Source organism: Actinoplanes sp. NPDC051405 (genome assembly GCF_055586185.1).
Map to the genome: position 1 here is coordinate 223,916 of NZ_JBVJIR010000001.1, position 19,549 is coordinate 243,464.

At 69.5% G+C, this 19,549-nt stretch carries 19 protein-coding genes; 11 read left to right on the plus strand and 8 right to left on the minus strand.

All coding sequences use genetic code 11. The features are described 5' to 3' along the window. Positions 1-75 precede the first annotated feature (75 nt). Positions 76-3,951, minus strand: coding sequence for a ThuA domain-containing protein (locus tag ACZ6S4_RS01070; RefSeq protein WP_465472905.1), 3,876 nt, complete (start codon positions 3,949-3,951; stop codon positions 76-78). Between the two features lie 704 nt (positions 3,952-4,655). On the opposite strand from ACZ6S4_RS01070, the gene ACZ6S4_RS01075 reads away from it, so the two are divergent. Together ACZ6S4_RS01075 and ACZ6S4_RS01080 are read left to right on the plus strand one after the other, a co-directional pair. Continuing rightward, positions 4,656-5,153, plus strand: a complete 498-nt coding sequence (locus tag ACZ6S4_RS01075; RefSeq protein WP_465472906.1) for an NUDIX domain-containing protein — start codon at positions 4,656-4,658, stop codon at positions 5,151-5,153. A 19-nt stretch (positions 5,154-5,172) separates the two neighbouring features. Then, on the plus strand, positions 5,173-5,517 hold the full coding sequence (locus ACZ6S4_RS01080; protein ID WP_465472907.1) for a GNAT family N-acetyltransferase: 345 nt from the start codon (positions 5,173-5,175) through the stop codon (positions 5,515-5,517). A gap of 91 nt (positions 5,518-5,608) precedes the next feature. On the opposite strand, the gene ACZ6S4_RS01085 is transcribed toward ACZ6S4_RS01080, so the two are convergent. Both ACZ6S4_RS01085 and ACZ6S4_RS01090 read right to left on the minus strand, forming a co-directional pair. Continuing rightward, positions 5,609-6,196 (minus strand): GIY-YIG nuclease family protein, encoded by a 588-nt coding sequence (locus ACZ6S4_RS01085; RefSeq protein WP_465472908.1) that lies wholly within the window; start codon positions 6,194-6,196, stop codon positions 5,609-5,611. A gap of 334 nt (positions 6,197-6,530) precedes the next feature. Then, positions 6,531-6,974, minus strand: coding sequence for a hypothetical protein (locus tag ACZ6S4_RS01090; protein ID WP_465472909.1), 444 nt, complete (start codon positions 6,972-6,974; stop codon positions 6,531-6,533). 421 nt (positions 6,975-7,395) lie between these two features. Here ACZ6S4_RS01090 and ACZ6S4_RS01095 point away from each other — a divergent pair, with 421 nt between their 5' ends. The 5 genes from ACZ6S4_RS01095 (at position 7,396) to ACZ6S4_RS01115 (ending at position 10,580) form a co-directional block, all read left to right on the plus strand. Then, positions 7,396-8,115 carry a pectate lyase gene (locus ACZ6S4_RS01095; protein WP_465472910.1) on the plus strand — a complete coding sequence of 240 codons (720 nt, stop codon included), beginning with the start codon at positions 7,396-7,398 and terminating at the stop codon, positions 8,113-8,115. A 229-nt stretch (positions 8,116-8,344) separates the two neighbouring features. Further along, complete coding sequence (locus ACZ6S4_RS01100) at positions 8,345-8,596, plus strand: hypothetical protein (RefSeq protein WP_465472818.1); 252 nt, start codon at positions 8,345-8,347, stop codon at positions 8,594-8,596. A 98-nt stretch (positions 8,597-8,694) separates the two neighbouring features. Next, positions 8,695-8,841: a hypothetical protein gene (locus tag ACZ6S4_RS01105; RefSeq protein WP_465472911.1), complete on the plus strand. Its 147-nt coding sequence runs from the start codon at positions 8,695-8,697 to the stop codon at positions 8,839-8,841. A gap of 52 nt (positions 8,842-8,893) precedes the next feature. Further along, complete coding sequence (locus ACZ6S4_RS01110; protein WP_465472912.1) at positions 8,894-9,436, plus strand: hypothetical protein; 543 nt, start codon at positions 8,894-8,896, stop codon at positions 9,434-9,436. A gap of 346 nt (positions 9,437-9,782) precedes the next feature. Beyond that, positions 9,783-10,580: a helix-turn-helix domain-containing protein gene (locus tag ACZ6S4_RS01115; protein ID WP_465473480.1), complete on the plus strand. Its 798-nt coding sequence runs from the start codon at positions 9,783-9,785 to the stop codon at positions 10,578-10,580. Between the two features lie 32 nt (positions 10,581-10,612). On the opposite strand, the gene ACZ6S4_RS01120 is transcribed toward ACZ6S4_RS01115, so the two are convergent. Further along, entirely contained in the window at positions 10,613-10,819 is a 207-nt protein-coding gene (locus ACZ6S4_RS01120; RefSeq protein ID WP_465472913.1) for a DUF397 domain-containing protein, read from the minus strand. Between the two features lie 318 nt (positions 10,820-11,137). On the opposite strand from ACZ6S4_RS01120, the gene ACZ6S4_RS01125 reads away from it, so the two are divergent. Continuing rightward, entirely contained in the window at positions 11,138-12,094 is a 957-nt protein-coding gene (locus ACZ6S4_RS01125) for a diguanylate cyclase domain-containing protein (RefSeq protein WP_465472914.1), read from the plus strand. A gap of 34 nt (positions 12,095-12,128) precedes the next feature. On the opposite strand, the gene ACZ6S4_RS01130 is transcribed toward ACZ6S4_RS01125, so the two are convergent. The 4 genes from ACZ6S4_RS01130 to ACZ6S4_RS01145 all read right to left on the minus strand — a co-directional run bounded on the left by ACZ6S4_RS01130 (position 12,129) and on the right by ACZ6S4_RS01145 (position 15,515). Next, entirely contained in the window at positions 12,129-13,055 is a 927-nt protein-coding gene (locus ACZ6S4_RS01130) for an NADP-dependent oxidoreductase (protein ID WP_465472915.1), read from the minus strand. 194 nt (positions 13,056-13,249) lie between these two features. Next, positions 13,250-13,555, minus strand: coding sequence for a hypothetical protein (locus ACZ6S4_RS01135; protein WP_465472916.1), 306 nt, complete (start codon positions 13,553-13,555; stop codon positions 13,250-13,252). Positions 13,556-13,705: 150 nt separating this feature from the next. Then, on the minus strand, positions 13,706-14,368 hold the full coding sequence (locus ACZ6S4_RS01140; protein ID WP_465472917.1) for a response regulator: 663 nt from the start codon (positions 14,366-14,368) through the stop codon (positions 13,706-13,708). Next, positions 14,343-15,515: a sensor histidine kinase gene (locus ACZ6S4_RS01145; protein WP_465472918.1), complete on the minus strand. Its 1,173-nt coding sequence runs from the start codon at positions 15,513-15,515 to the stop codon at positions 14,343-14,345. The genes ACZ6S4_RS01140 and ACZ6S4_RS01145 overlap by 26 nt, the downstream gene beginning before the upstream one ends. A gap of 175 nt (positions 15,516-15,690) precedes the next feature. Here ACZ6S4_RS01145 and ACZ6S4_RS01150 point away from each other — a divergent pair, with 175 nt between their 5' ends. The 3 genes from ACZ6S4_RS01150 (at position 15,691) to ACZ6S4_RS01160 (ending at position 19,378) form a co-directional block, all read left to right on the plus strand. After that, positions 15,691-17,949 carry an MMPL family transporter gene (locus tag ACZ6S4_RS01150; RefSeq protein ID WP_465472919.1) on the plus strand — a complete coding sequence of 753 codons (2,259 nt, stop codon included), beginning with the start codon at positions 15,691-15,693 and terminating at the stop codon, positions 17,947-17,949. Positions 17,950-18,071: 122 nt separating this feature from the next. Continuing rightward, entirely contained in the window at positions 18,072-18,569 is a 498-nt protein-coding gene (locus ACZ6S4_RS01155; RefSeq protein ID WP_465472920.1) for a SigE family RNA polymerase sigma factor, read from the plus strand. Further along, positions 18,566-19,378: a hypothetical protein gene (locus tag ACZ6S4_RS01160; RefSeq protein ID WP_465472921.1), complete on the plus strand. Its 813-nt coding sequence runs from the start codon at positions 18,566-18,568 to the stop codon at positions 19,376-19,378. Before ACZ6S4_RS01155 ends, ACZ6S4_RS01160 begins: the two co-directional genes overlap by 4 nt. The last annotated feature ends 171 nt before the right edge of the window (positions 19,379-19,549 follow it).

A 19,549-nucleotide genomic window follows, 5' to 3' on the forward strand; every position in this document is an offset into this window, starting at 1 on the left:
GCGCGGCCCCGCGCCCCCCCCCGCCCCCCCCCCCCCCCCCCCCCCCCCCCGCCCCATCGTGCGCGGCCTACCCGATCAGCTGTAGACCTCGAACTCGAACAGCGAGTAGCCCCAGGCCGTGGCGCGGGTGGTGCCGTTGATCCGCACATAGCGGCCGGCGGCGGCCAGCGCGGTGTTGTCGTCCACGGCGCCGTCACCGCCGGTGATCGTCCGGACCGTGGTCCAGGTCGTGCCGTTGGCCGACGTCTGGATCTGGTACGCGGAGCCGTACGCCCCCTCCCAGGTCAGCTTGACCCGATTGATGGGGTACGACTGACCGAGATCCACCTGGATCCACTGCGGATCGGCGAAGGCACTCGCCCACCTGCTGGTCAGCGAGCCGTCCACCGCGGCGGAGGCCGGGTAGGCGACCGCCTCTGTGCTCGACGCGGTCGCCGGCTTGTTCATCGCCAGGTTCCCCGGCGGCGGTTGCGTGGTGCCGCCACCGTAGACCTCGAACTCGAACAGCGAATATCCCCAGGCGGTGGCGCGGGCCGTACCGTTGATCCGCACGTAGCGACCCGTGGCGCCCAGCGCGGTGTTGTCGTCCACCCCACCGTCGCCACCGGTGACCGTCCGGACCGTGGTCCAGGTGGTCCCGTTCGCCGACGTCTGGATCTGGTACGCGGAGCCGTAGGCCGCTTCCCAGGTCAGCTTGACCCGGTCGACGGAGGTCAACTGGCCGAGGTCCACCTGGATCCATTGCGGATCGCCGGCGGTGCTCGCCCACCTGGTGGTCAGCGAACCGTCCACCGCGGCCGAGGCCGGGAAGGTGCCGGACTCCGTGCTCGACGCCGTCACCGGCTTGTTCAACGCCAGGTTCCCCGACGGCGGTTGCGTGGTGCCACCGGAGGTGAACGTGAAGTCGTCGATGTCGAACAGCGATCCGGCGCCGCCGGTGAACACCAGGTACAGCTCGCGCGTACCGGCCGGTGGGTTGATCGTCCCCGTGACGTCGGCCCACGTCTCCCAGCCGCCGGTCGGGGCGACCTGCACCGTGCCGGCCACCGGGCCGGTCGGTGAGTCGGCCCGCACGGTCAGCGTGCCGCCGACGCCGGCCGAGGCGACCCGCGCCTTGATGCCGGTGACGCCGGCCAGGTTGTACGGCGTGAACGAGATCCAGTCGCCGTTCTCGATGTACCCGATGGCGTTGCCGCCGTGGGCGCTGGCCTTGGCGGCGACCTGGACCCCGTTCATGGTGCTGAAGTGCTCGGCCTGCCGGGTCCGCGGCTGCAGCACGTGCTGGTCCTGGACCGCGGCCCCGCTGACCGGGGTGTACACGGCGGCGAGCACCCCGAAGATGTTCGCGCCGGCGTCGTGCTCACCGTCCACCGTGGTCTGGATCGACCCGGTGCAGCCAGTCTTGCTGGTGATCGGGTGACCGTGACTGTCGTGGCCGAGGACGTAGTTCAGCACGACCCGGTCGCAGTCGATGGTGCCGGCGATCGGATCGGTGACCCGCACCTCGAACGGCACCAGGTCACCGGGCTGGTACACCGATCCGTCAGCCGGCGTGATCAATTGGATGGATGGTCGGCCGACCCCGACGACGGTACTGGCCGTCGAAGTTCTGCCGCCGCTGTCGCGTACCGTCAGCGTCGCGGTGTATTCGCCGTTCGCCGGGTAGGTGAACGTCGGGTTGGCCGCCGTGGAGTCGGTGCTGCCGTTGCTGGTGAAGTCCCAGGCGTACGTGATCGGGTCGCCGTCCGGGTCGTTGCTGCCCGCCGAGCTGAACTGCACGGCCAGCGGCGCCGCGCCGGAGGACGGGGTGGCGCCGATCTGCGCGATCGGTGCCCGGTTGCCGCCGGTGTTGTACTCGATCCGGTAGAGAGCCGAGTTGTCGTCGCCGCCGAACCAGGTGGTGCCGTAGTCGAGCACGTACAGGGCGCCGTCAGGGCCGAACTCCATGTCCATGATCGCGGTACCGGACCACGGGATCGGCTCGATCGCGCCGGCCGTACCGTTGGCGTTCAAGGTGACCGCCTTGATCCAGCGGCTGGTGAACTCGCCGAGGAAGACCTTCCCGTTGTAGGAAGCCGGGAACTTCACATCAGAGGCCAGGGCCGGGTTGAAGTTGTAGACCGGACCACCCATGGGTCCTCCCCCACCCAGCTCGGGCCGCCAGGGCCCCTGCCCGCCGTAGGGCAGCCAGGCCGCCTGCGACGGCGGCAGTTTGGTGATGCCGCTGTTGTTCCGCGAGTTGTTCGTCGGCCCACCGGCACAGTCGTACGGACCGGACGACGGCCCGCTGGGGAACGTGAACTCCTGGTAGGGGGTGTTGTAGTTGGAGCAGTACGGCCAGCCGTAGAAGCCCGGCTGGGTGATCCGCTCGAACGATACGGTGCCCGCCGGCCCGCGCTGCGGGTCGGCCGAGCCCGCGTCAGGGCCGTAGTCACCGAGGTAGACGACCCCGGTGGCCTTGTCGACGCTCATCCGGAACGGGTTACGGAAGCCCATGGCGTACACCTCGGGCCTGGTGTTCGCCGTGCCCGGGGCGAACATGTTGCCGGCCGGGACGGTGTAGCCGCCCGTCGCCCCAGGCTTGATCCGCAGCACCTTGCCGCGCAGGTCGTTGCTGTTGGCCGAGGTGCGCTGCGCGTCGTAGGCGGGGTTGCGGTCGGCCCGCTCGTCGAGCGGCGCCATGCCGGCCGAGTCGAACGGGTTGGAGTCGTCACCGGTGGACAGGTACAGGTTGCCGGCGGCGTCGAAGTCGATGTCACCGCCGACATGGCAGCACAGCCCGCGGCTGGTCGGCACGTCGAGGATCGTCACCAGCGAGGCCGGGTCGATCGTGTTGTCGTCCCGTACGGTGAGCCGGGCCAGCTTGTTGGAGCCGTTGAACGGGGCGAACTGCGCCGCCGTGCCGGTCGACGGAGCGTCGCCGCCCGGCGTGCTGAGCGGTGGCGCGTAGTAGACGTACACCCAGTGGTTGCTGGCGAAGTTCGGATCGGCCTTGATGCTCTGCAGACCCTCCTCGTCGTGGCTGTAGACCGGCAGCGTCAGGGCGACCTTGGTGTTGCCGTTGACGTCGGTGTACCGGATGACGCCGTTCCGCGAGGTGTGCAGCACACCCCGGTTGGGCAGCACGGTGAGGCCCATCGGCTCACCGGTCTCCGCCACGCCCTTGGCCAGGTTCACCTGGCTGAACGTGCCGGCGGGGGCCTGCACCGAGCAGTTGCCGAGGTTCTGCGCGGCGTACTTGATGCCACCGAGCAGGTGGGTGCGGAAGTTGGCTTCGGTGTAGCTCTCCTGGGTGTGACCGAGGCCGGTGTACCAGGAGCGGCCGCCGTCGTAGGCCCGGCACCACGAGATCGGGTGGTCGCCGTTCATGGTGCCGCCGGTGTACGTGGCCTCGTTGAGATTGGCGAGGACGTGCACCTGTGAGCGGGGGTTGGTGCGGTAGTTGTACAGCTCGTCGGTACGGTTCCAGTTCACCGGGATACCCGCGTTGGACGGGTGGGCGGTGTCCTCGATGCGGACGGTGACCGGCTGGATCGCGGGGTGGCCGGCGAAGTAGGCGCCGACGAGGTTGCCGTACCAGGGCCAGTCGTATTCGGTGTCGGAAGCGGCATGCACGCCGACATAGCCGCCGCCGGCGCGGATGTAGCGCTCGAACGCGGCCTGCTGGGTCGCGTTGAGCACGTCGGCAGTCGTGGACAGCCAGATGACGGCTTTGAACCTGGCCAGGTTCGTGTCGGTGAACTGGGCGGCGTCCTCGGTCGCCTCGACCGTGAAGTTGTTCTGCGTGCCCAGTTGCTGGATCGCGGTGATCCCTGCGGGGATCGCGTCATGCCGGAACCCCGCGGTCTTGCTGAAGATCAGCACCGAGAAGTCGGCGGCGAATGCCGGGGCGACGTTGACGCCCATCCCGGCCAGGACAAGGGCGACGATGAGCAGCACTCTGCGAATCATGATCGGTTGGGTACCTCTCGTGAGGAAGCAACCGAGACGTGCGCCGATCACGTCTCGAACGTGGGCCGCGGTGGGCGACCCCCGCGGGCAGGTCCCGGGACGCGCATGGCGGTGCCGCGTCTGTCCCGGCGGTGGAGAGTCGTCGGCACGTCGCGCCTCGGGGAAGGTCGCGCGGCGCCGTGCTGGGGGATGGGGTGGGGGTCGGGTGAACGTCGGCGGCTGTTGACGGCGACTGGTCGGGGTGCAGTGCCGTCGTCTTCCTTGACCTCGATCTCGCGAGAGAGCGCTTTCCCATCGAGGTGGGAAAAAGTTAACAGATTCGTCATCGTCCATCAACGGTTTCATCGATCGCCGTGAAATCCACCTGCCGCAGTTCGCCCTGATCGGGGAGCGCGCGGCGGTCATCGAAGGAGCGATCCGGAGAGGATTTCCTGGTCATGGCGGGTCTGTCGATGATCCGTAGTCGGCAGACGGGGGTGCGGCACGGGCGCGCGCCACATTGACCCGTTCGGGCACGATTTCCACCATGCTGCTGGAAAGCGCTTCCCGAGCCTCTGCATGCGCCTGGCCAGTCACGGCGGCCGGCGCGAGCTGAGGTGAGCTCGCGGCTGACCGCGCGAGTTGACCTTCGGCCGGCTTCAGCGAGTCGTCAGCTCAAGCCCGGCGGATGGCCGATCGGTCGCGCCGGCTCTAGCATGATCGCCATGAGCGACGTCAACGCTGGTGAGCTACCCGAGCTGACGTTCGCACTCCCGACCATCCCGGCCTCTGCCGGAGCTCTGGTACGGGGCCGCAAGGGCCGATTGCTGATCCTGAAGCCGACGTACAAGGGCGGTTGGACGATCCCGGGTGGGATCGTCGAGATCGGCGAGTCACCCTGGCAGGCGTGTCGCCGCGAGACCAGGGAAGAGTGCGGCCTCGACGTCACCACGGGGCGGCTTGTATGCGTGGACTTCCTGCGCCCACGGCCCGACCGTCCGGGTGGTATGCGGTTCCTTTTCGACTGCGGTGTCTTCGACGATGCCGTCCTGGACACGGTGGTCATCCAGCCGGTCGAGATCGCCGAAAGCCGGATCCTGCCGATCGACACGGCGCTGCCTCTGCTCAGCGGACCGGTCCGACGTCGGGTACGCGCCGCCTGGAAGACAAAACGGGTGCGGTATCTCGAGGACGGCCGCGCTGTACAGGGGATCAGCCCTTAGCGACGAAGTCCTGAGAGGCGTGACGGCACGCGCGCAGATCCGCCGGACCGCTCGGCTTCGCCTCGAACCGATCGACGTCAGGCACGCCGATGACCTGCTGGCCCTGTACGCCGATCCCGCGGTGACCGAGTGGTACGGCCTTTGGACGCGCGGAGGCTTGTCGCGCAAGCATGTCGACGGCCGAGAGCGGCTGGAACTCGGCTGGGCGCTGCACCGCAGGTTCTGGGGACAGGGCTACGCCACCGAGATCGGCCGAGCGGGTCTTGCATTCGCCTTCGATGAACTCGGGTCATGGAGCGGCTCGGATTTCGGCACAGCGAAGACATTCCCATCAACGATGAGCCCTTCGCGCTGTACCTGCTGAACCGTGCGCCGACAGCCGATCAAGCTCTCGGAGCGCACACTGCCATCGGCATGAGCGCGCGTTGGTATATGCCCGCGCATCAGGCGACTGCTTACGGCGTCTGCGAGGACTCGCCCGGACGGGCCGAGGTGTTGTATCTGTCCTTGGCGACGACCACGGCCGCCTGAACGTGTTCGGGGTCGACTCCGGATACGTTGAGTGGCGGGTGCAGGCGCCGGACCAGTTCGGACTCGATGGTTGCCGGCTCCGGGCACTCGGCCCAGGTCAACTGCAGATGCGCGGACATCCAGGCGGTCAGCCGTGCCTCGTCCGCCGGGACGAGGACAACACGGTCGGTCCAAGTCGTCGAGTAGCTCTCCGAGACGAGAAGCCCGGCAAGGGTACGGCGCAGGGTAGAGCTGCCCGAACGCCGAAGATGGTTGCGCAGGATCCGGCCCCGCAGGCTGGTGGCTCGGCCGATATACAACAGCCGCAGCGACGGGGCGGCCCCGTTCGGCGGACCTGGGAGATCGGGAAAGATGGATGGCGCCGCCCACCAGGCGTATACGCCGCTGCCGCGGCCGAGTCGCTTGACGGCGACGTCGAGTCCGAGCGGTACGTCGGACAGCAGCCGGAGGGCCTCCTCGGATCGTGCGGGTTCGGTCGGAACGTCGTCGGGTCGTGTTCCGGAAGTGGTCATCACCGAGATGCTAGGCGTCCCGGGCGGCATCGTCCGAGCCGACTGCCGGCGACTACACAGCCTGCTGGTCGATCTGGCCACGACCTCGAAGTCGCCGTTGCCAATCGCAACTCATGGTCCGCTTCCTGCGGTTTCGCGAGGTCGGCTTCAGCTTCTTCAGCAGGAACACGTCCGCGGGTGCTCCGGCCGATTGTCGTACCGGTGTCGTAGCCGGACCGGGTCACCATCGGCGAGCTGATGGCCGGCAATGGTGGCCGAGCTGTCTTCTACTCGGCGTCGGACTCGTCGAGTCGCTGACCGGCCTCTGATCGCGGGGAACGGCCCATGCGGGGAGTCACTTATGGTGCGAAGGTTCCGATGCCCATCCGGCATGACCAGGCGGGAACTCTCCCCGGAGCAGGCGGATGAAGGCGTAACCGCATGCCAGCAATGGCCCGGTAGGCAGGTCGGAGTGAAACGACTCCTCCTCGCCTCCCGTGCCGAAGGAATTGACAAGGGCCTTCGGGACGGCCGGCGACCACTCGCGCAGCTGCCGGAGGACCCGCTCGGACAGGTCGATCACAACCGCGACACGCTCGGATTCAGTGCCGAGATGATTGTCCAGGCGGGATGACACACATCCCATGAAGCCGGCCGTGGCTTGCGTCTCCCAGTCAGCACAGGCAGCACTGAGCCATGCCGGGGGTGTGGAGATCCGTTCGGCCTCTCGCGCCAGCAGGTAGAGCCACACTTCTGCCTGGTAGTCACGGACCCAGAAACCGGACTCCCGGTAGTCCATGTACGAGCTGCCCGTACGAGAAGTAGATCAGCGGGAGATCCAGAACGCGAACCAGCTGAATCTCTACGTGGCGGGCCCGGCTGTCGCCGGTTCCTCAACGTGCAGAAGGACCCCAGCCCGCCGACCGCTGAAGACAGCCGAGGCGGGTCAGGTCGCGCCCCTCGTCGACATCAGTTGCCTTCGTCGGGCAACCTCCCGCGCCCTGTTGACCACTACAGATTGCCGGGTGCGCGAGGGCAGCCAACCATCGCAATCCTGCAACAAAGCTGCAAACCATATTCATTGACGCGTATCGATGAGCATGTCAGGTTGGAGATGTCCTCCTCCAGACCGTCGGCATCATCCGCACGAACCCGCGAGCTGCGATGACGACGGTTCCGTCCCGCCTTCATCGAAGGTGGAGGCTCCACGAAAGGTCCCCATGAAAAGACCACGCGTGCTCATCGGTGCCGCAGTTCTGGCCGCGGCCATGGCCGGCTCTGTTGCGACGGTAGGCCTGGCGTCAGCCGCGACGGATGTGCAGGTCACCGCGTCAATCAAGGTCACCGGCACCTTCGACGGCGGCGGCAAGCGCTACATCGGCTCCGGCGCACTCGGCAGCGGCGGCCAGAACGAGGGCCAGGACCCGATCTTCGACCTGGCCGCCGGCGCCACCCTGAAGAACGTCATTTTGGGCGCCCCGTCCGCCGACGGCGTCCACTGCGCCGGCAGCTGCGACCTCACCAACATCGTCTGGCAGGACGTAGGCGAGGACGCCGCCACCTTCCGCGGCACCAACGCGACCGTCGTGATCGACGGCGGCAGCGCGGCGAGCGCATCGGACAAGGTGTTCCAGGACAACCGCGGCTCCGGCGGTTCGGTGACCATCAAGAACTTCAAGGTCTCCAACTTCGGCAAGCTCTACCGCTCCTGCGGCAACTGCTCCACCCAGGCCGCCCGCAAGGTGACCATCCAGAACATCACCGCGACCAGCGGCAAGGTGATCGCCGGCGTCAACACGAACTACGGCGACGTCGCGACTCTGAAGGGCAACAACATCGGCAGCATCCCCACCTGCTGGCTGTACACCGGCAACAACACCGGCGCCGAACCGACCAAGACCGGCTCCGGCGCGAACGGCAGGAACTGCATCGTTTCCTGACAATGGCGAAACGGCCCCTGGCGTGGACCAGGGGCCGTTCTTGCCATTGTCCGCCGATCTCCCGCGTGTTCGATGCTGTCGAATGAGCGCTCTGGTCGCATCCGGTCGACCATCGCGCGTTCGGCGACCCCGCACAGCTTGCAGGACCGTGGCCGAGCGACATCAGCGCCTCGCGCGAGCCCGCTACTCTCGCCCTGACCGCACCCGACCGATCGGAGCGTGCGCCGCGATGAGCGCCATCGAGGACCCCGGCTCAAGCAGCGCGCCTGCTGGTCCGGACCGAACAAGCGACGACCTGGAACACTGGCTGTCGGACCTGCGCACCGAGGTGTCCGCTGCCCCCCACGAATGGATCAACAAGGATTCCGTCGGCGGGCAACCCACCGACCAAGCGGTCAAGCGCATCCCGCTGACCCACGGAGAACGCGGCACGGACCCTTCCAGGCCAGGCAGCGGTGGGCGCCACCGTGCCGCGGACTAGGCGCTGACGGCCGGCCGAGGCCGCCGCGGTTGCGGCATCACCCTCTTCGTGGCGAGTAAGGAGACCTCAGCTTCGCTGCCGGAAGGTCCGCTGGGACGGTGCGCGGCCCACTCGACTACGCGGCGATGCTCGCCGCCCTCTTCGACGGCATCCGCGCCGGACGCGGGGCCGTACCCGGCGACGGGGGACGCACCGCGACCGGTCCTGATCCACCTCCGGTCAAGGACGTACTGATGAACCACTGATCAGGCCGGCCAACCGCCCACGGGCTCGCTCCCGAGCCAATACGCTGGGGATGTGCATACCGTCCTCACCAGGGGCATCCGGCTGGATCCGGACGTCACGCTCCCCGAGCATGCCGGCCTGACGATGGTCACCGGGGCGCCGGTGGAGCTGCTGTTGGCCCTGAATCGTCCGCACGATCTGGAAGTGCAGGCGGTCACCGCGGCCCCGACCCGATTCGCGTGGATCGACGTCGGCGCTGCGGGGGTCCTGCTGTACCGCCTCGGCCCGGTGCTGCCCTGGGGGCAGGTGACCTTCCACCCCCGTCTGGTTCCGGCCGAGGAGGGTCCGGCCGGCGTCGACGGTACGCACGGGGTGCGGATCGCGCTGGTCGACCGGGACAGCAGGGTGGTCCGGGCGGTGCACCGGGTTCGGTGGCCGGTCGGCTTCCTGTCGGTGGTACGGGAGTCGGTGGCCAGGATGCAGGAGACGCCGTACGACCGCCTGGCTCACCAGCATGCCGTTGCCGCGTTGCGCCGCCGGTACCCGACACCTGAGGACCTGCTCATCGACCGGGCCGACGCGCAATGCACCGCCGTACCGATCCGCGCGGGATGACATCGCACTCAGCCGGCCCGGCAGTTGTCAGGTGTCAGTCCCCCACCGCCAGCCCACGGCGGGCCGCGTCGGGCAGTAAGAACTGCGGCTCCCCGGTGGCGGTCAGGACGCCGCCGGCGATGGCCGGCGCGCGACATCACCGCGCGCCGCTACGGCGGGGCGGAACCCACGGGGCGTAGCGAGCCGGCGCGTATCACCGCGAACACGGGCTCATCGCCCTGCACGTTCGGTGAGCACCGACGGGTTGCCTGTTGACGACGCCGCGTTGCGGGTACGGTGGTCGGCGTCACCGTCCACATGGGTTGGCAAGGCGGAGGTAAGGGTGCCGGTCACAGGCCAACGCGTCGTGCGGCGGGCGTTGGGGCGGCGATTGACGCGGCTACGCACGGCGTCCGGGATGAGCCGGCGTGATGTGGTGGAAGCGCGGCTGGGTATCTCGGAGCCGACGCTGCACCGCATCGAGACGGGCAAGGTGCCGGTCACCGGGGCCAACGTGCGCGCGCTGTGCTGGCTCTACGGTGCTGACCAGAGCATCACTGACGCGCTCGCCGACCTCGCGCTGGGCACGTCACAGCAGGAGTGGTGGGACGCCAGCCCGGTGATCCCCGAGTGGTTCAAGCTGTACGTCGGGCTGGAGGCGTCCGCGGCCCGCATGTTCGGGTACGACGGCGAGGTCGTTCCCGGCGAGTTGCAGACCCCGGAGTACGCGCGAGCCGTCTTCGGCGCCGAGCAGCCGGTCGACTCGGAGATCGCCGAGCGCCACATCAATCTCCGTATGCAGCGGCAGAAGACGCTCTTCGCGCGCAACCCACCGATCCGCCTCGTCACGGTGCTCGGTGAGGGAACATTGACCCGGGCGGTCGGCGGCGAACAGGTGATGAAGGGGCAGATCGAGCATCTGCGGCGGCTGTCCCGAGAGGACACGGTCGACATCCGGGTGCTGCCGTTCTCGGTCGGGGCGCACGCGGCGATGGCCGGTGCCTTCCGGATCCTGGAGTTCGACGACCCGGACGATCCGGACGTGGTCTACCTCGAATCCCACGTCGGCGCGCTCTACCTGGAGGAGCAGGTCGAGGTCGACGAATACCGGCGGGTCTTCGAGCTCATCAGCAAGAATTCCGTACCGGTCGGAGAGTTCCGCTGACGAACTGATGTCGTCGTGGAGATCCGCCGCGATCAGTCGGTCAAGAGCCGGTCGAACTCGCCGCGCTTGGCACCGAACAAGAACGAGTCCCACTCCTCGACCGTGAACACCACGGTGCCGGCCTCGCGCGCCTTGCTGTTGCGGACCTCGATGAGGCCGTCCTGGCGGCGGGCCTCGACGCAACTGCCTCCGTTGCCCGTCGACCTGCTGGAAATGATCCAGCCGGTTTCGCCACTCATCAGTGCCCCTCCTTCTGGAGTTGCTTACTGTGGGTTATCGGCTTGCCACCGGCCCCATGGCCCGGCGGCCCTCCCATTACCGGCCTGAAGTGCGAAAACAGTCCGCCAGGTCCAGGGACGACTCTTTCACCACGAAAGTGCACGTACCTAAAGTAGCCGAAACCCGCCAGGGATGCATCATGTCATCGTGATAGTTGTGCTCGTGAAATCTTGCACGCGCCTCTACCGACTGCCATGATTCCACTGTGGCGCTCGGCGATGCCTCGCCGTCAACTCGACAGCCCCTGCTGGTCCGCCGCAGTCTTGAGAGGACGGCCGATGCGGATCCTCGAACCTGCCGCCGCCGACACGGGTGGTGCACTGCCGGATGACGCTCAGCTGCGGAACGAGCCGGCAACTGCCCACCTCCGAGCCCGCATCGATCAGCTCGCAGCGCACGTCCAGCAGCTGGAGCAGGAGCGCGCCTCGCTCCGGTGGATGGCCGACCACGACGAGCTCACCGGACTCGCCAACCGCCGCCTCTTCCACGCGCTCGCCCCGGAGCTGCTACGCGAGGACGTTTACTCGTCGGCCGTCCTGATCCTCGACCTCAACGGCTTCAAGCCGATCAACGATACGTACGGCCACGATGCCGGCGACGAGGTCCTCTGCGTCGTCGCCCGACGCATGGCCGCCTGCCTCGCCGATCATCTGGTGGCCCGGTTCGGCGGCGACGAGTTCGCCGCGCTGCCGCGCGCCCCGCACGCCGACGTCCCGGAGACGTGGTGGCAGGAGGTGGCCGCCTCGCTGAGCGCCGCGATCGCACCCCCGATGGACGTGAAGGGCCACACCCTGTCCGTCACCGCCTCGATCGGCGTCGTACCGGCTGGACGCTCCGCCGACCTTGCCGACCTGCTGCGCCGCGCGGACCAGGCGATGTTCAGCGCCAAGCGGCACGCGAACACCACCGACAAGGCCGGTATCACCTGGGTCGTGGTTACGGAGAGCGGCGACCACACCGGGACGTACGAGCCGGCCGCGACTCCCGGATCCGCGCCGGACCTGACCGTCCCGGGACCTGCCGTGGCGTGCCGGCCGGGCGACCCGGTATGGGTGCACCGGAGTGGCGCCCGTCGTGCGGGAGTGGTCGAGAGCGCCTGCGAATGGGCAGCCCTGGTCCGCTACCGATGCCTGAACGGCGCCGGCACGATGGTCGACACGATCCCCACGAACTGTCTCACGGTCCGAGCCGAGGCCGATCCGTACCTGGACCGGGAGTCCTCCACCAAGCGGTGATCGCGCGACCTAAGGCTGCGGTCACGCTCCCCCGTCAGCCCACCGTCAGCACGAGTTTTCCGCGCAGGCCACCGGCCAGTACCCGCCGGTGGGCGTCGGCCGCTTCGGTCAACGGCATCGCGTCCGCCACGCGCGTGCGCAGCCGTCCCGTCGCCACCTGACCCACCAGATCGGCCAACAGCTCGCGGTCGTGCCGGATGAGTTGCAGCTCTTGGCGCACACCACGGGCCGGAACGATGGCCGGCGTGGGCCGGGTCACGACGACGACTCCCCTGTCCTCGACGGCAGCGGCTGCCGCCTCGCCGAGGGGGACCGCGTCGAACACCGCGGCCACCGGCCCTACCGTCGCCAGATCGACGGAACGGGAAATCACCTCGTGAGCGCCAAGGCCGCGCACCCACTGCTCATCCTCGCGGCTGGCCTGCGCAAAGACACGATAGCCGCTCTGCACGGCAAGCTGGGTGGCGAAGCCGCCGACACCGCCGCTGGCACCGGTGACCAGAATGCTGCTGCCGGCCGGAAGCATGGCCAACGACACCAGCGACAGCCCCTGGTGTGCGGTCTGGGCGTTGAGCGGCACCGTGGCCGCGGACACGAAATCGAGCCCGTCCGGCAGCCGCACCAACCAGTCCGTGTCGGCCGCCACGAACTCGGCGTAGCCACCCGGTACACCCCGGGTCAAGTACCACGGAATCATTCCGACGACACGATCGCCCACCCCGAAGTCAGCCGTGTCCGGGCCGACTGAGGCCACCTCTCCGGCGATATCCCACCCGGGTGAGAACGGCGGCACATCCGGCCCCCGAGGAATTTCTCCGGTGGTGGCGGCGACGTCAGCCGGGTGCACACAGACCGCGCGGATCCGGACAACGACCTGCCCGGGCCCCGCCTCAGGCTCGGGCAGTTCCGTTACCTGCAAAACCTCAGGACCGCCAAGCGCGGCCGCGACTACTCCCAGCACGCGTCCACTCTAGACCCCCGTCTCCCGACAGACAGCCCCGCCGACTTTTTCGTAGCGCGCCGGTATCCGAGCAGACGAGACAGTGGTTGGCGCGCCCGCCAAGGACCACGCCACCACGCACAGGTTCATAAGAGCGCCGTCCAACACGGGAGACAACGCACTGTGGTGCCGACAGGCGCTTTGCCGACGGCAGATCAGTGCGCCGTCGGGCGCTCGATCGTTCGCGGGCGTGCTGACTCATCGTGCCGATCGCCTCGGATATCACGGTGCATCGCCTGAACAACCCGATGGTAAAGCCGCGTCGATTCCGGTTGCCCAGCGCGGTCGGTACCCGACGCCATTCGTGGCCACAGATCCCAGAGCGCACGGTCATAGGCCTCGAGAGCCTCGAGTACAGGACCGGTGGCAAGCAGCATGGACTCGACACGCGCCGCCTCGTTGTCGGCCAGAGACGCGCTCAACTCGACCGGCGGCTTCGCCAGAACATCCGGCACATCCACCGGAGCGGTGTTGCGTTGCTGATACAGGGCATTCGCCGTATCGAACAGCCGTTGAGCCGTAAGAAGATACCGTGCGTAGGTTTGCGCCGATCGCGCAGCCGGGATTCGACATCGCCGCCGAGCGCCGCATGGCCGCCGCCGACAACGGGCTCAAGGTCTGGGGATGATCCGGCGGGTCTCGTAGGCCCACATCGCGATCTCCACGCGGTTGCGGGCGCCGAGCTTGGCCATCAGGCTCGCCAGGTGCGTCTTCACCGTACTCAGGCTGATGTGCAGGGCATCGGCGATCTCGACATTGGTGAGCCCCTGGGCGACGGCCAGCAGCACCTCCTCCTCGCGGGTGGTGACCGGCGAGATCGGCTGAGCGGCGGGCCGCCCGGTCGGTACCTCCGCGAACGCCCGTAGCAGGCGCACTGTGACGCTCGGCGCGATGAGGGCCTCCCCGTCGGCGGCCGACCGTACGGCCTGCGCCAGCAAGTCGGGCCCCGCGTCCTTGAGCAGGAACCCACGTGCCCCTGCGCGCAGGGCGCCGTAGACGTACTCGTCCAGATCGAAGGTCGTGATCACGACCACGACCATCGGGTCGGCGACGCCCGGGCCGGCGATCAGCCGGGTGGCCTGCAGCCCGTCGACCTCGGGCATCCGGATGTCGAAAAGGCAGACGTCGGGTCGCAGGTCCCGGGCCAGCCGGACCGCCTCCCGCCCGTCGGCGGCCTCACCCACCACCTCGATGCCGGGCTGGGCGTTCAGCATGATGCGCAGCCCGGTACGGATGACCGGCTGGTCGTCAGCGACCAGTACGCGGATGGACACGGTTGTTCGCCCTCCCCCGCGGCAGCTCGGCCTCGACCTGCCAGCCCCGGTCGGTACCGGGCCCGGCGCTCAGCTCCCCGCCGAGCAGGGCAGCGCGCTCTCGCAGCCCGGCAAGACCGTACCCGTCGCGACCGCGGCCGGCTCGCGCGCCGTCGTCGCGCACTGTCACCCGTACCCTTTGCGGTTCTCCGGTGACCCGGACCATCACCTCGGTCGCGTCCACCGCATGCCGCATGGCGTTGGTCACCGACTCCTGGACGATGCGGTAGACCGCCGCGTCCACGGCCGGGGGCAGCCCGTCCAGGTCGCCGTCGAGTCCCAGGTCCACACGCAGCCGGGCAGCGGGGGCGCGCAGCAGGCGCTTCAGGTCGGCGACGCCGGCCGCCGGCGCGAGCTCGGCGCCGGTGCCGCTGTCGCGCAAGGTCGCGACCATGAGCCGCATTTCCTCCAGCGTGCGCGCGCCCTCCTCCTCGACCCCCTCCAGTGCCTCGACAGCGGCGGCCGGGTCAGTGCCGGCGACCACCCGGCCGGCCTGGGCGCGGATCACCATGGCCGAGACGTGGTGGGCCACCGTGTCGTGCAGTTCCCGGGCGAGCCGCTCCCGCTCATGGGAGCGCATCCGCTCCAGCTGCCGTTCCCGAGCTGTCTTCCAGAACCGTACGGACGCCCCGATCACCGCGGGCATGAGCAGGAATACGAGGCCCCCGATCTCCTCGCCGACAGGGGTGTCGTCCGTCGCGACCGACACCGCGAAGCCCGCGAGGATCACCACGCCGCCCAGCACGACCTCCCGGCCCGATCCCCACCGGGGCAACGCGTACACCAGCACGAGCACTACCAGGGCGGAGTACAGGCCCACCGGCTCCGGCGGGTCGGCCACCACCGTGGCCACCTGAAGCAGGATTATCGCGCCGAACGCCAGAGTGATCATCGCCAGCGGACGGGCCCGGCGCCACAGGGACAGGACGGCCAGCCAGACGCCCAGCACCACCGCCACCGGCCGCCACACGACGTCGTCCCGCAGCGTGGCTTCCAGCAGCACACCGCCCAGGGCCGCGGCGAGCAGCGCCCAGTCCCGCCACAACCGGCCCGGGGCGTCGGGCGGCCGTGGTTCGGTCCACAGGTTTCGCAGGTCGTCTCGCAGCACGGTCTCAGCCTAGGGAGCCCAGGGCGCCGCGCATCGGCCGAAAGAACGGGGCGTCCCTCCGTCCGGGGGCGGGCGGATCCGCGGCTCCCGGGCCGATGCCCGGAAGCGCCGCCGTGACGACCCTGGTCATCGGCGGTCGTGCGAAGGCGGCCGACGAGGTGGTTGGAGGACCCCCATGCTCTCGAAAGCCCTTTCCCGACTGGGTGGCAGCGCCGCCCGCCATCCGTGGCGGGTGATCGGGGCGTGGCTGCTTGCCGCCGCGCTGGCGGTCCTGGCCGCGACCGCCTTCGGCGGCCGGACCGCCGACACGATGTCCGCTCCCGGGCTGGACTCCCAGCGGGCCGCGGAATTGATCGAGCGGGCCGGCACCGGCCAGGAGGGGATGACCGCCCAGGTGGTCGCCACCCCCGTCGACAGCGGGGCGTCGTTCTTCGATGACGGGCCGGCGCGTGCCGCGTTGACGCGGCTACAGGCCGAGGTGAGGCAACTCCCGCACGTGCTCGACACCAGCGACCCGGCAGAGGCGCTCGGCCGGGGCGCGGACGCCGCCGTCAGGTCCGGCCTGGTGTCGGCCGACGGACGGATCGCCGTCGTCCGTGTGCAGTACCCCGACCAGAGCCGGCTGTCAGCCGACGACCTCGACGCTCTTGTCGACCTCGGGGACCGGCTGCGCGGCGAGATGCCGCTACGCATCGAGATGGGCGGGGACCTGTTCTTCGCCTTCTCCGACACCGGCGGCGGCACCGGCGAGCTGATCGGCCTCCTGGCCGCGGCCGCCATCCTGTTCCTGGCGTTCGGCTCGCTCACCGCCGCCGCGCTGCCGATCGGTATGGCGGTCTTCGGCCTCACCGTCGGCGTCGCCACGATGACGGTGCTCGCGCGGGTGACCGAGATCCCGACATTCGCCCCGGTACTCGGCAGCATGGTGGGGCTGGGGGTAGGCATCGACTACGCGTTGTTCGTGCTCGTCCGGCACCGCGAATACCTCAGACTGGGGCTCGAGCCCCACGAGGCGGCCGGGCGAGCGGTGGCCACGGCCGGGCGGCCCGTCGTCTTCGCCGGCGGCACCGTCGTCGTGTCGATCCTCGGCATGGCGGTTGCGAACGTGCCGTTCATGACGATGGGCGGGCTCGCGGTCTCCATCGTTGTGCTGATCATGGTGGTCGCGTCGGTGACGCTGCTGCCGGCCTTCCTCGGCGCCGCCGGCCCACGCCTGGCCCGGGGCGGGACGCTGGGCCGGCTGCTCGGCCGGGCCCGGCTCGGGCAGCGGCGAGTCGCGGCGGCGGGCACCGCGCCCGCGTCCGGCTGGCGGCGCTGGATCGGGCACGTCAACCGGCATCCGGTGCCGTACGCGGTCGGCGCGGCCGGGCTGCTCCTGGCCGCTACGCTGCCTGTCCTCGGCCTGCGCGTCGGGCTGCCCGACGACGGCTCGCTTCCGGAAAGCCGCACCGAGCGCCGGGCGTACGACCTCATCGCTGACGGGTTCGGCCCCGGCACCAACGGCCCTCTCATCATCGCCGTCGACCTCGCCGGCGATCCAGGATCGGCGGGCCGGGTCGCCGCAGCGGTCGCCGCCGACCCGGGCATCGCCTCGGTCGCGCCGGCGCGAGTCGATCAGGCCACCGGAATCGCGACCCTCGTGGTGTTCCCCACCACCGGACCGCAGGAGCGGGCCACGGCCGATACCGTCGCCCGGCTACGTGCCGAGGTGCTCCCCACCGCGGTCGGGCAGGGCCCGTCGAACGCTCACATCGGCGGTGCCGCGGCCAGCCTGTCCGATGTCGGCCGCCGCACCAGCCAACGCCTGCCGATCTTCATCGGCGCCGTGCTGGCGCTGTCGTTCGTGCTGCTGATGCTGGCCTTCCGGTCGGTGCTCGTACCGCTGAAGGCGGTGCTGCTGAACCTGCTGAGCATCGGCGCGGCCTACGGCGTCATGGTCGCGGTGTTCCAATGGGGCTGGGGTGGCGCGCTGATCGGGCTGGAGGCGACGGTACCGATCGTGTCGTTCATCCCCATGTTCCTGTTCGCGATCCTGTTCGGCCTGTCCATGGACTACGAGGTGTTCCTCCTGTCCCGCGTGCGGGAGGAATACCTGCGAACCGGCGACAACAACGAGGCGATCGTGCGGGGCATCTCGGGCACCGCCCGGACGATCACCTCGGCCGCCCTCATCATGGTGGCGGTGTTCCTGTCCTTCGCCATCGCCGACGACCCGTCGACCAAGATGTTCGGGCTCGGCCTCGCCACCGCGATCTTCATCGACGCCACGGTGGTGCGGATGGTCCTGGTGCCGGCGACCATGACGCTGCTGGGCCGGGCCAACTGGTGGCTTCCGAGGTGGCTGGACCGGGTGCTACCCGGACGCCCGGCCGGCACCGACGCCGCGAGGGACGGCACGCACGCCGATCCACAGGTGCTCGAGCGGATCCACTGACGAAGCCCTCGCCCGCTAGGCGCCTCCGTCCGGCCTGGCGGAGGCGCCTGAACCGGCCACGGCGTGCAACCTTGAACACCGGCGTTTCCGTCGTGCCCGCAGAGCCGTGTGGGAGGAGGACCGTGAAAAGGTCCGAGGAGGACGAGTTCCGGGAGTTCGTCGAAATCCGGATGGAACGCTGGCGGCGGGCGGCGTTCCTGCTGTGCCACGACTGGCACATGGCCGACGACCTGGTCGGGACAGTGGTGGGCAAGCTCTATGAGAACTGGCGCCGGGTGGCGGCCGCCGACAACCCGGACGCGTACGCGCAGCGCGTCCTGACCCGGTCGTGGATCGACGAACACCGCCGGCCGTGGCGGCGCGAGCACCCGGCCGAGGACGTACCCGATCCCGGCTGGAGCCCGCCCGACCAGCTCGCCGACCGGGAGCAGCTGATCGCGTTGCTGTCCCGGCTCGGGCGGCGGCAACGTGCCGTCGTCGTCCTGCGCTTCTACTTCGACCACTCGGTCGAGGAGACCGCGGAGCTCCTCGGTGTCACCACCGGGACCGTCAAGAGCCAGTCCGCGCGGGCTCTGGAGGCTCTACGCGCGCTCAGCTACGCCACGAGGAGGCACCAGTGAACCAGGCCCTGCTCGACCAACTCCTCGGCGCGGCACCGCCGTCGACCGTCGACGTCGAAGCCGTCGTACGGCGTACCCGTCGCCGCCGCCGGATCCGTCATCTCGCCGCCGGCGGATCCACCGCCGTGGCCGTCGTCGCCGCCGTCATGGCCGGCGCCAGTCTCCTGCCCGGACGAGGCCCCACGCCTGCACCCGCCCCACCGGCCGCCGTCGCGTCACCCTCGTTGTCGCCGCCGGTGTCGCCCAGCCCGCCGGCGTTCCGGCTGCAGTCCGGTACGCGGGCCGGGCAGCAGCGGATCCTCGACAGGTTGCGGACCGTCCTGGAGCAGGCGGCAACCGAGCACGCTCCCGGCGTGCGGTGGATCTACATGCCGGACGTGCCGGGCGAAAAACGCACACCCGACGGGCATCCGGTGATGTTCGCGCTGGACGACAGCACGTTCCGGGCCCGGTCCGGAGTCACCGCCGACGGCCGAAAGGGCGGCTTCTACCTGTCGCTGCGGGACGTCGGGTGCGGGGCGGGCCAATCGTGCGAGCCGCTCTACGAATGCGCGCCCCCGATCGCCGACTGCCAGACCACCCGAACCGCATCCGGGCTGCGGCTCATCCGGTACGTGGACAAGCCCGGCCGAGGCTGGCATTTCTACGGAGTCGATGTGGAGCTCGCGGACCGCAAGCACGCGGTGCACCTGAGCGCCGTCAACTACTTCGGCGGCGACGGCAGCGCGCCGTCCGCACCGGCGCCGGTATTCACCCGCGCCCAGCTCGACGCGATCGCCACCGACATCGCCGAGAAGATCACCGGCTGACCCGCCGCGCAGGAGCGCAGACCCGCGAACGGGTCCAGCGGCGGCCGGCGCCGCCCTTGGCTGCGGCAGAAGAGAAACTTCAGGTGAATGTGTGGACCGTTCCGTTCATGAAGCGACGCGGAGTTCCCCGATCCCGCCCTCGCCGTCGTGGATCTGCGCTCGGTGGTGTGC

Excerpts from the sequence above, each read along its gene's own strand:
- ACZ6S4_RS01070 (WP_465472905.1), bottom strand. The coding sequence starts at position 3,951 with ATGATTCGCAGAGTGCTGCTCATCGTCGCCCTTGTCCTGGCCGGGATG.
- ACZ6S4_RS01075 (WP_465472906.1), top strand. The coding sequence starts at position 4,656 with ATGAGCGACGTCAACGCTGGTGAGCTACCCGAGCTGACGTTCGCACTC.
- ACZ6S4_RS01085 (WP_465472908.1), bottom strand. The coding sequence starts at position 6,196 with ATGACCACTTCCGGAACACGACCCGACGACGTTCCGACCGAACCCGCA.
- ACZ6S4_RS01090 (WP_465472909.1), bottom strand. The coding sequence starts at position 6,974 with ATGGACTACCGGGAGTCCGGTTTCTGGGTCCGTGACTACCAGGCAGAA.
- ACZ6S4_RS01095 (WP_465472910.1), top strand. The coding sequence starts at position 7,396 with ATGAAAAGACCACGCGTGCTCATCGGTGCCGCAGTTCTGGCCGCGGCC.
- ACZ6S4_RS01100 (WP_465472818.1), top strand. The coding sequence starts at position 8,345 with ATGAGCGCCATCGAGGACCCCGGCTCAAGCAGCGCGCCTGCTGGTCCG.
- ACZ6S4_RS01120 (WP_465472913.1), bottom strand. The coding sequence starts at position 10,819 with ATGAGTGGCGAAACCGGCTGGATCATTTCCAGCAGGTCGACGGGCAAC.
- ACZ6S4_RS01125 (WP_465472914.1), top strand. The coding sequence starts at position 11,138 with ATGCGGATCCTCGAACCTGCCGCCGCCGACACGGGTGGTGCACTGCCG.
- ACZ6S4_RS01150 (WP_465472919.1), top strand. The coding sequence starts at position 15,691 with ATGCTCTCGAAAGCCCTTTCCCGACTGGGTGGCAGCGCCGCCCGCCAT.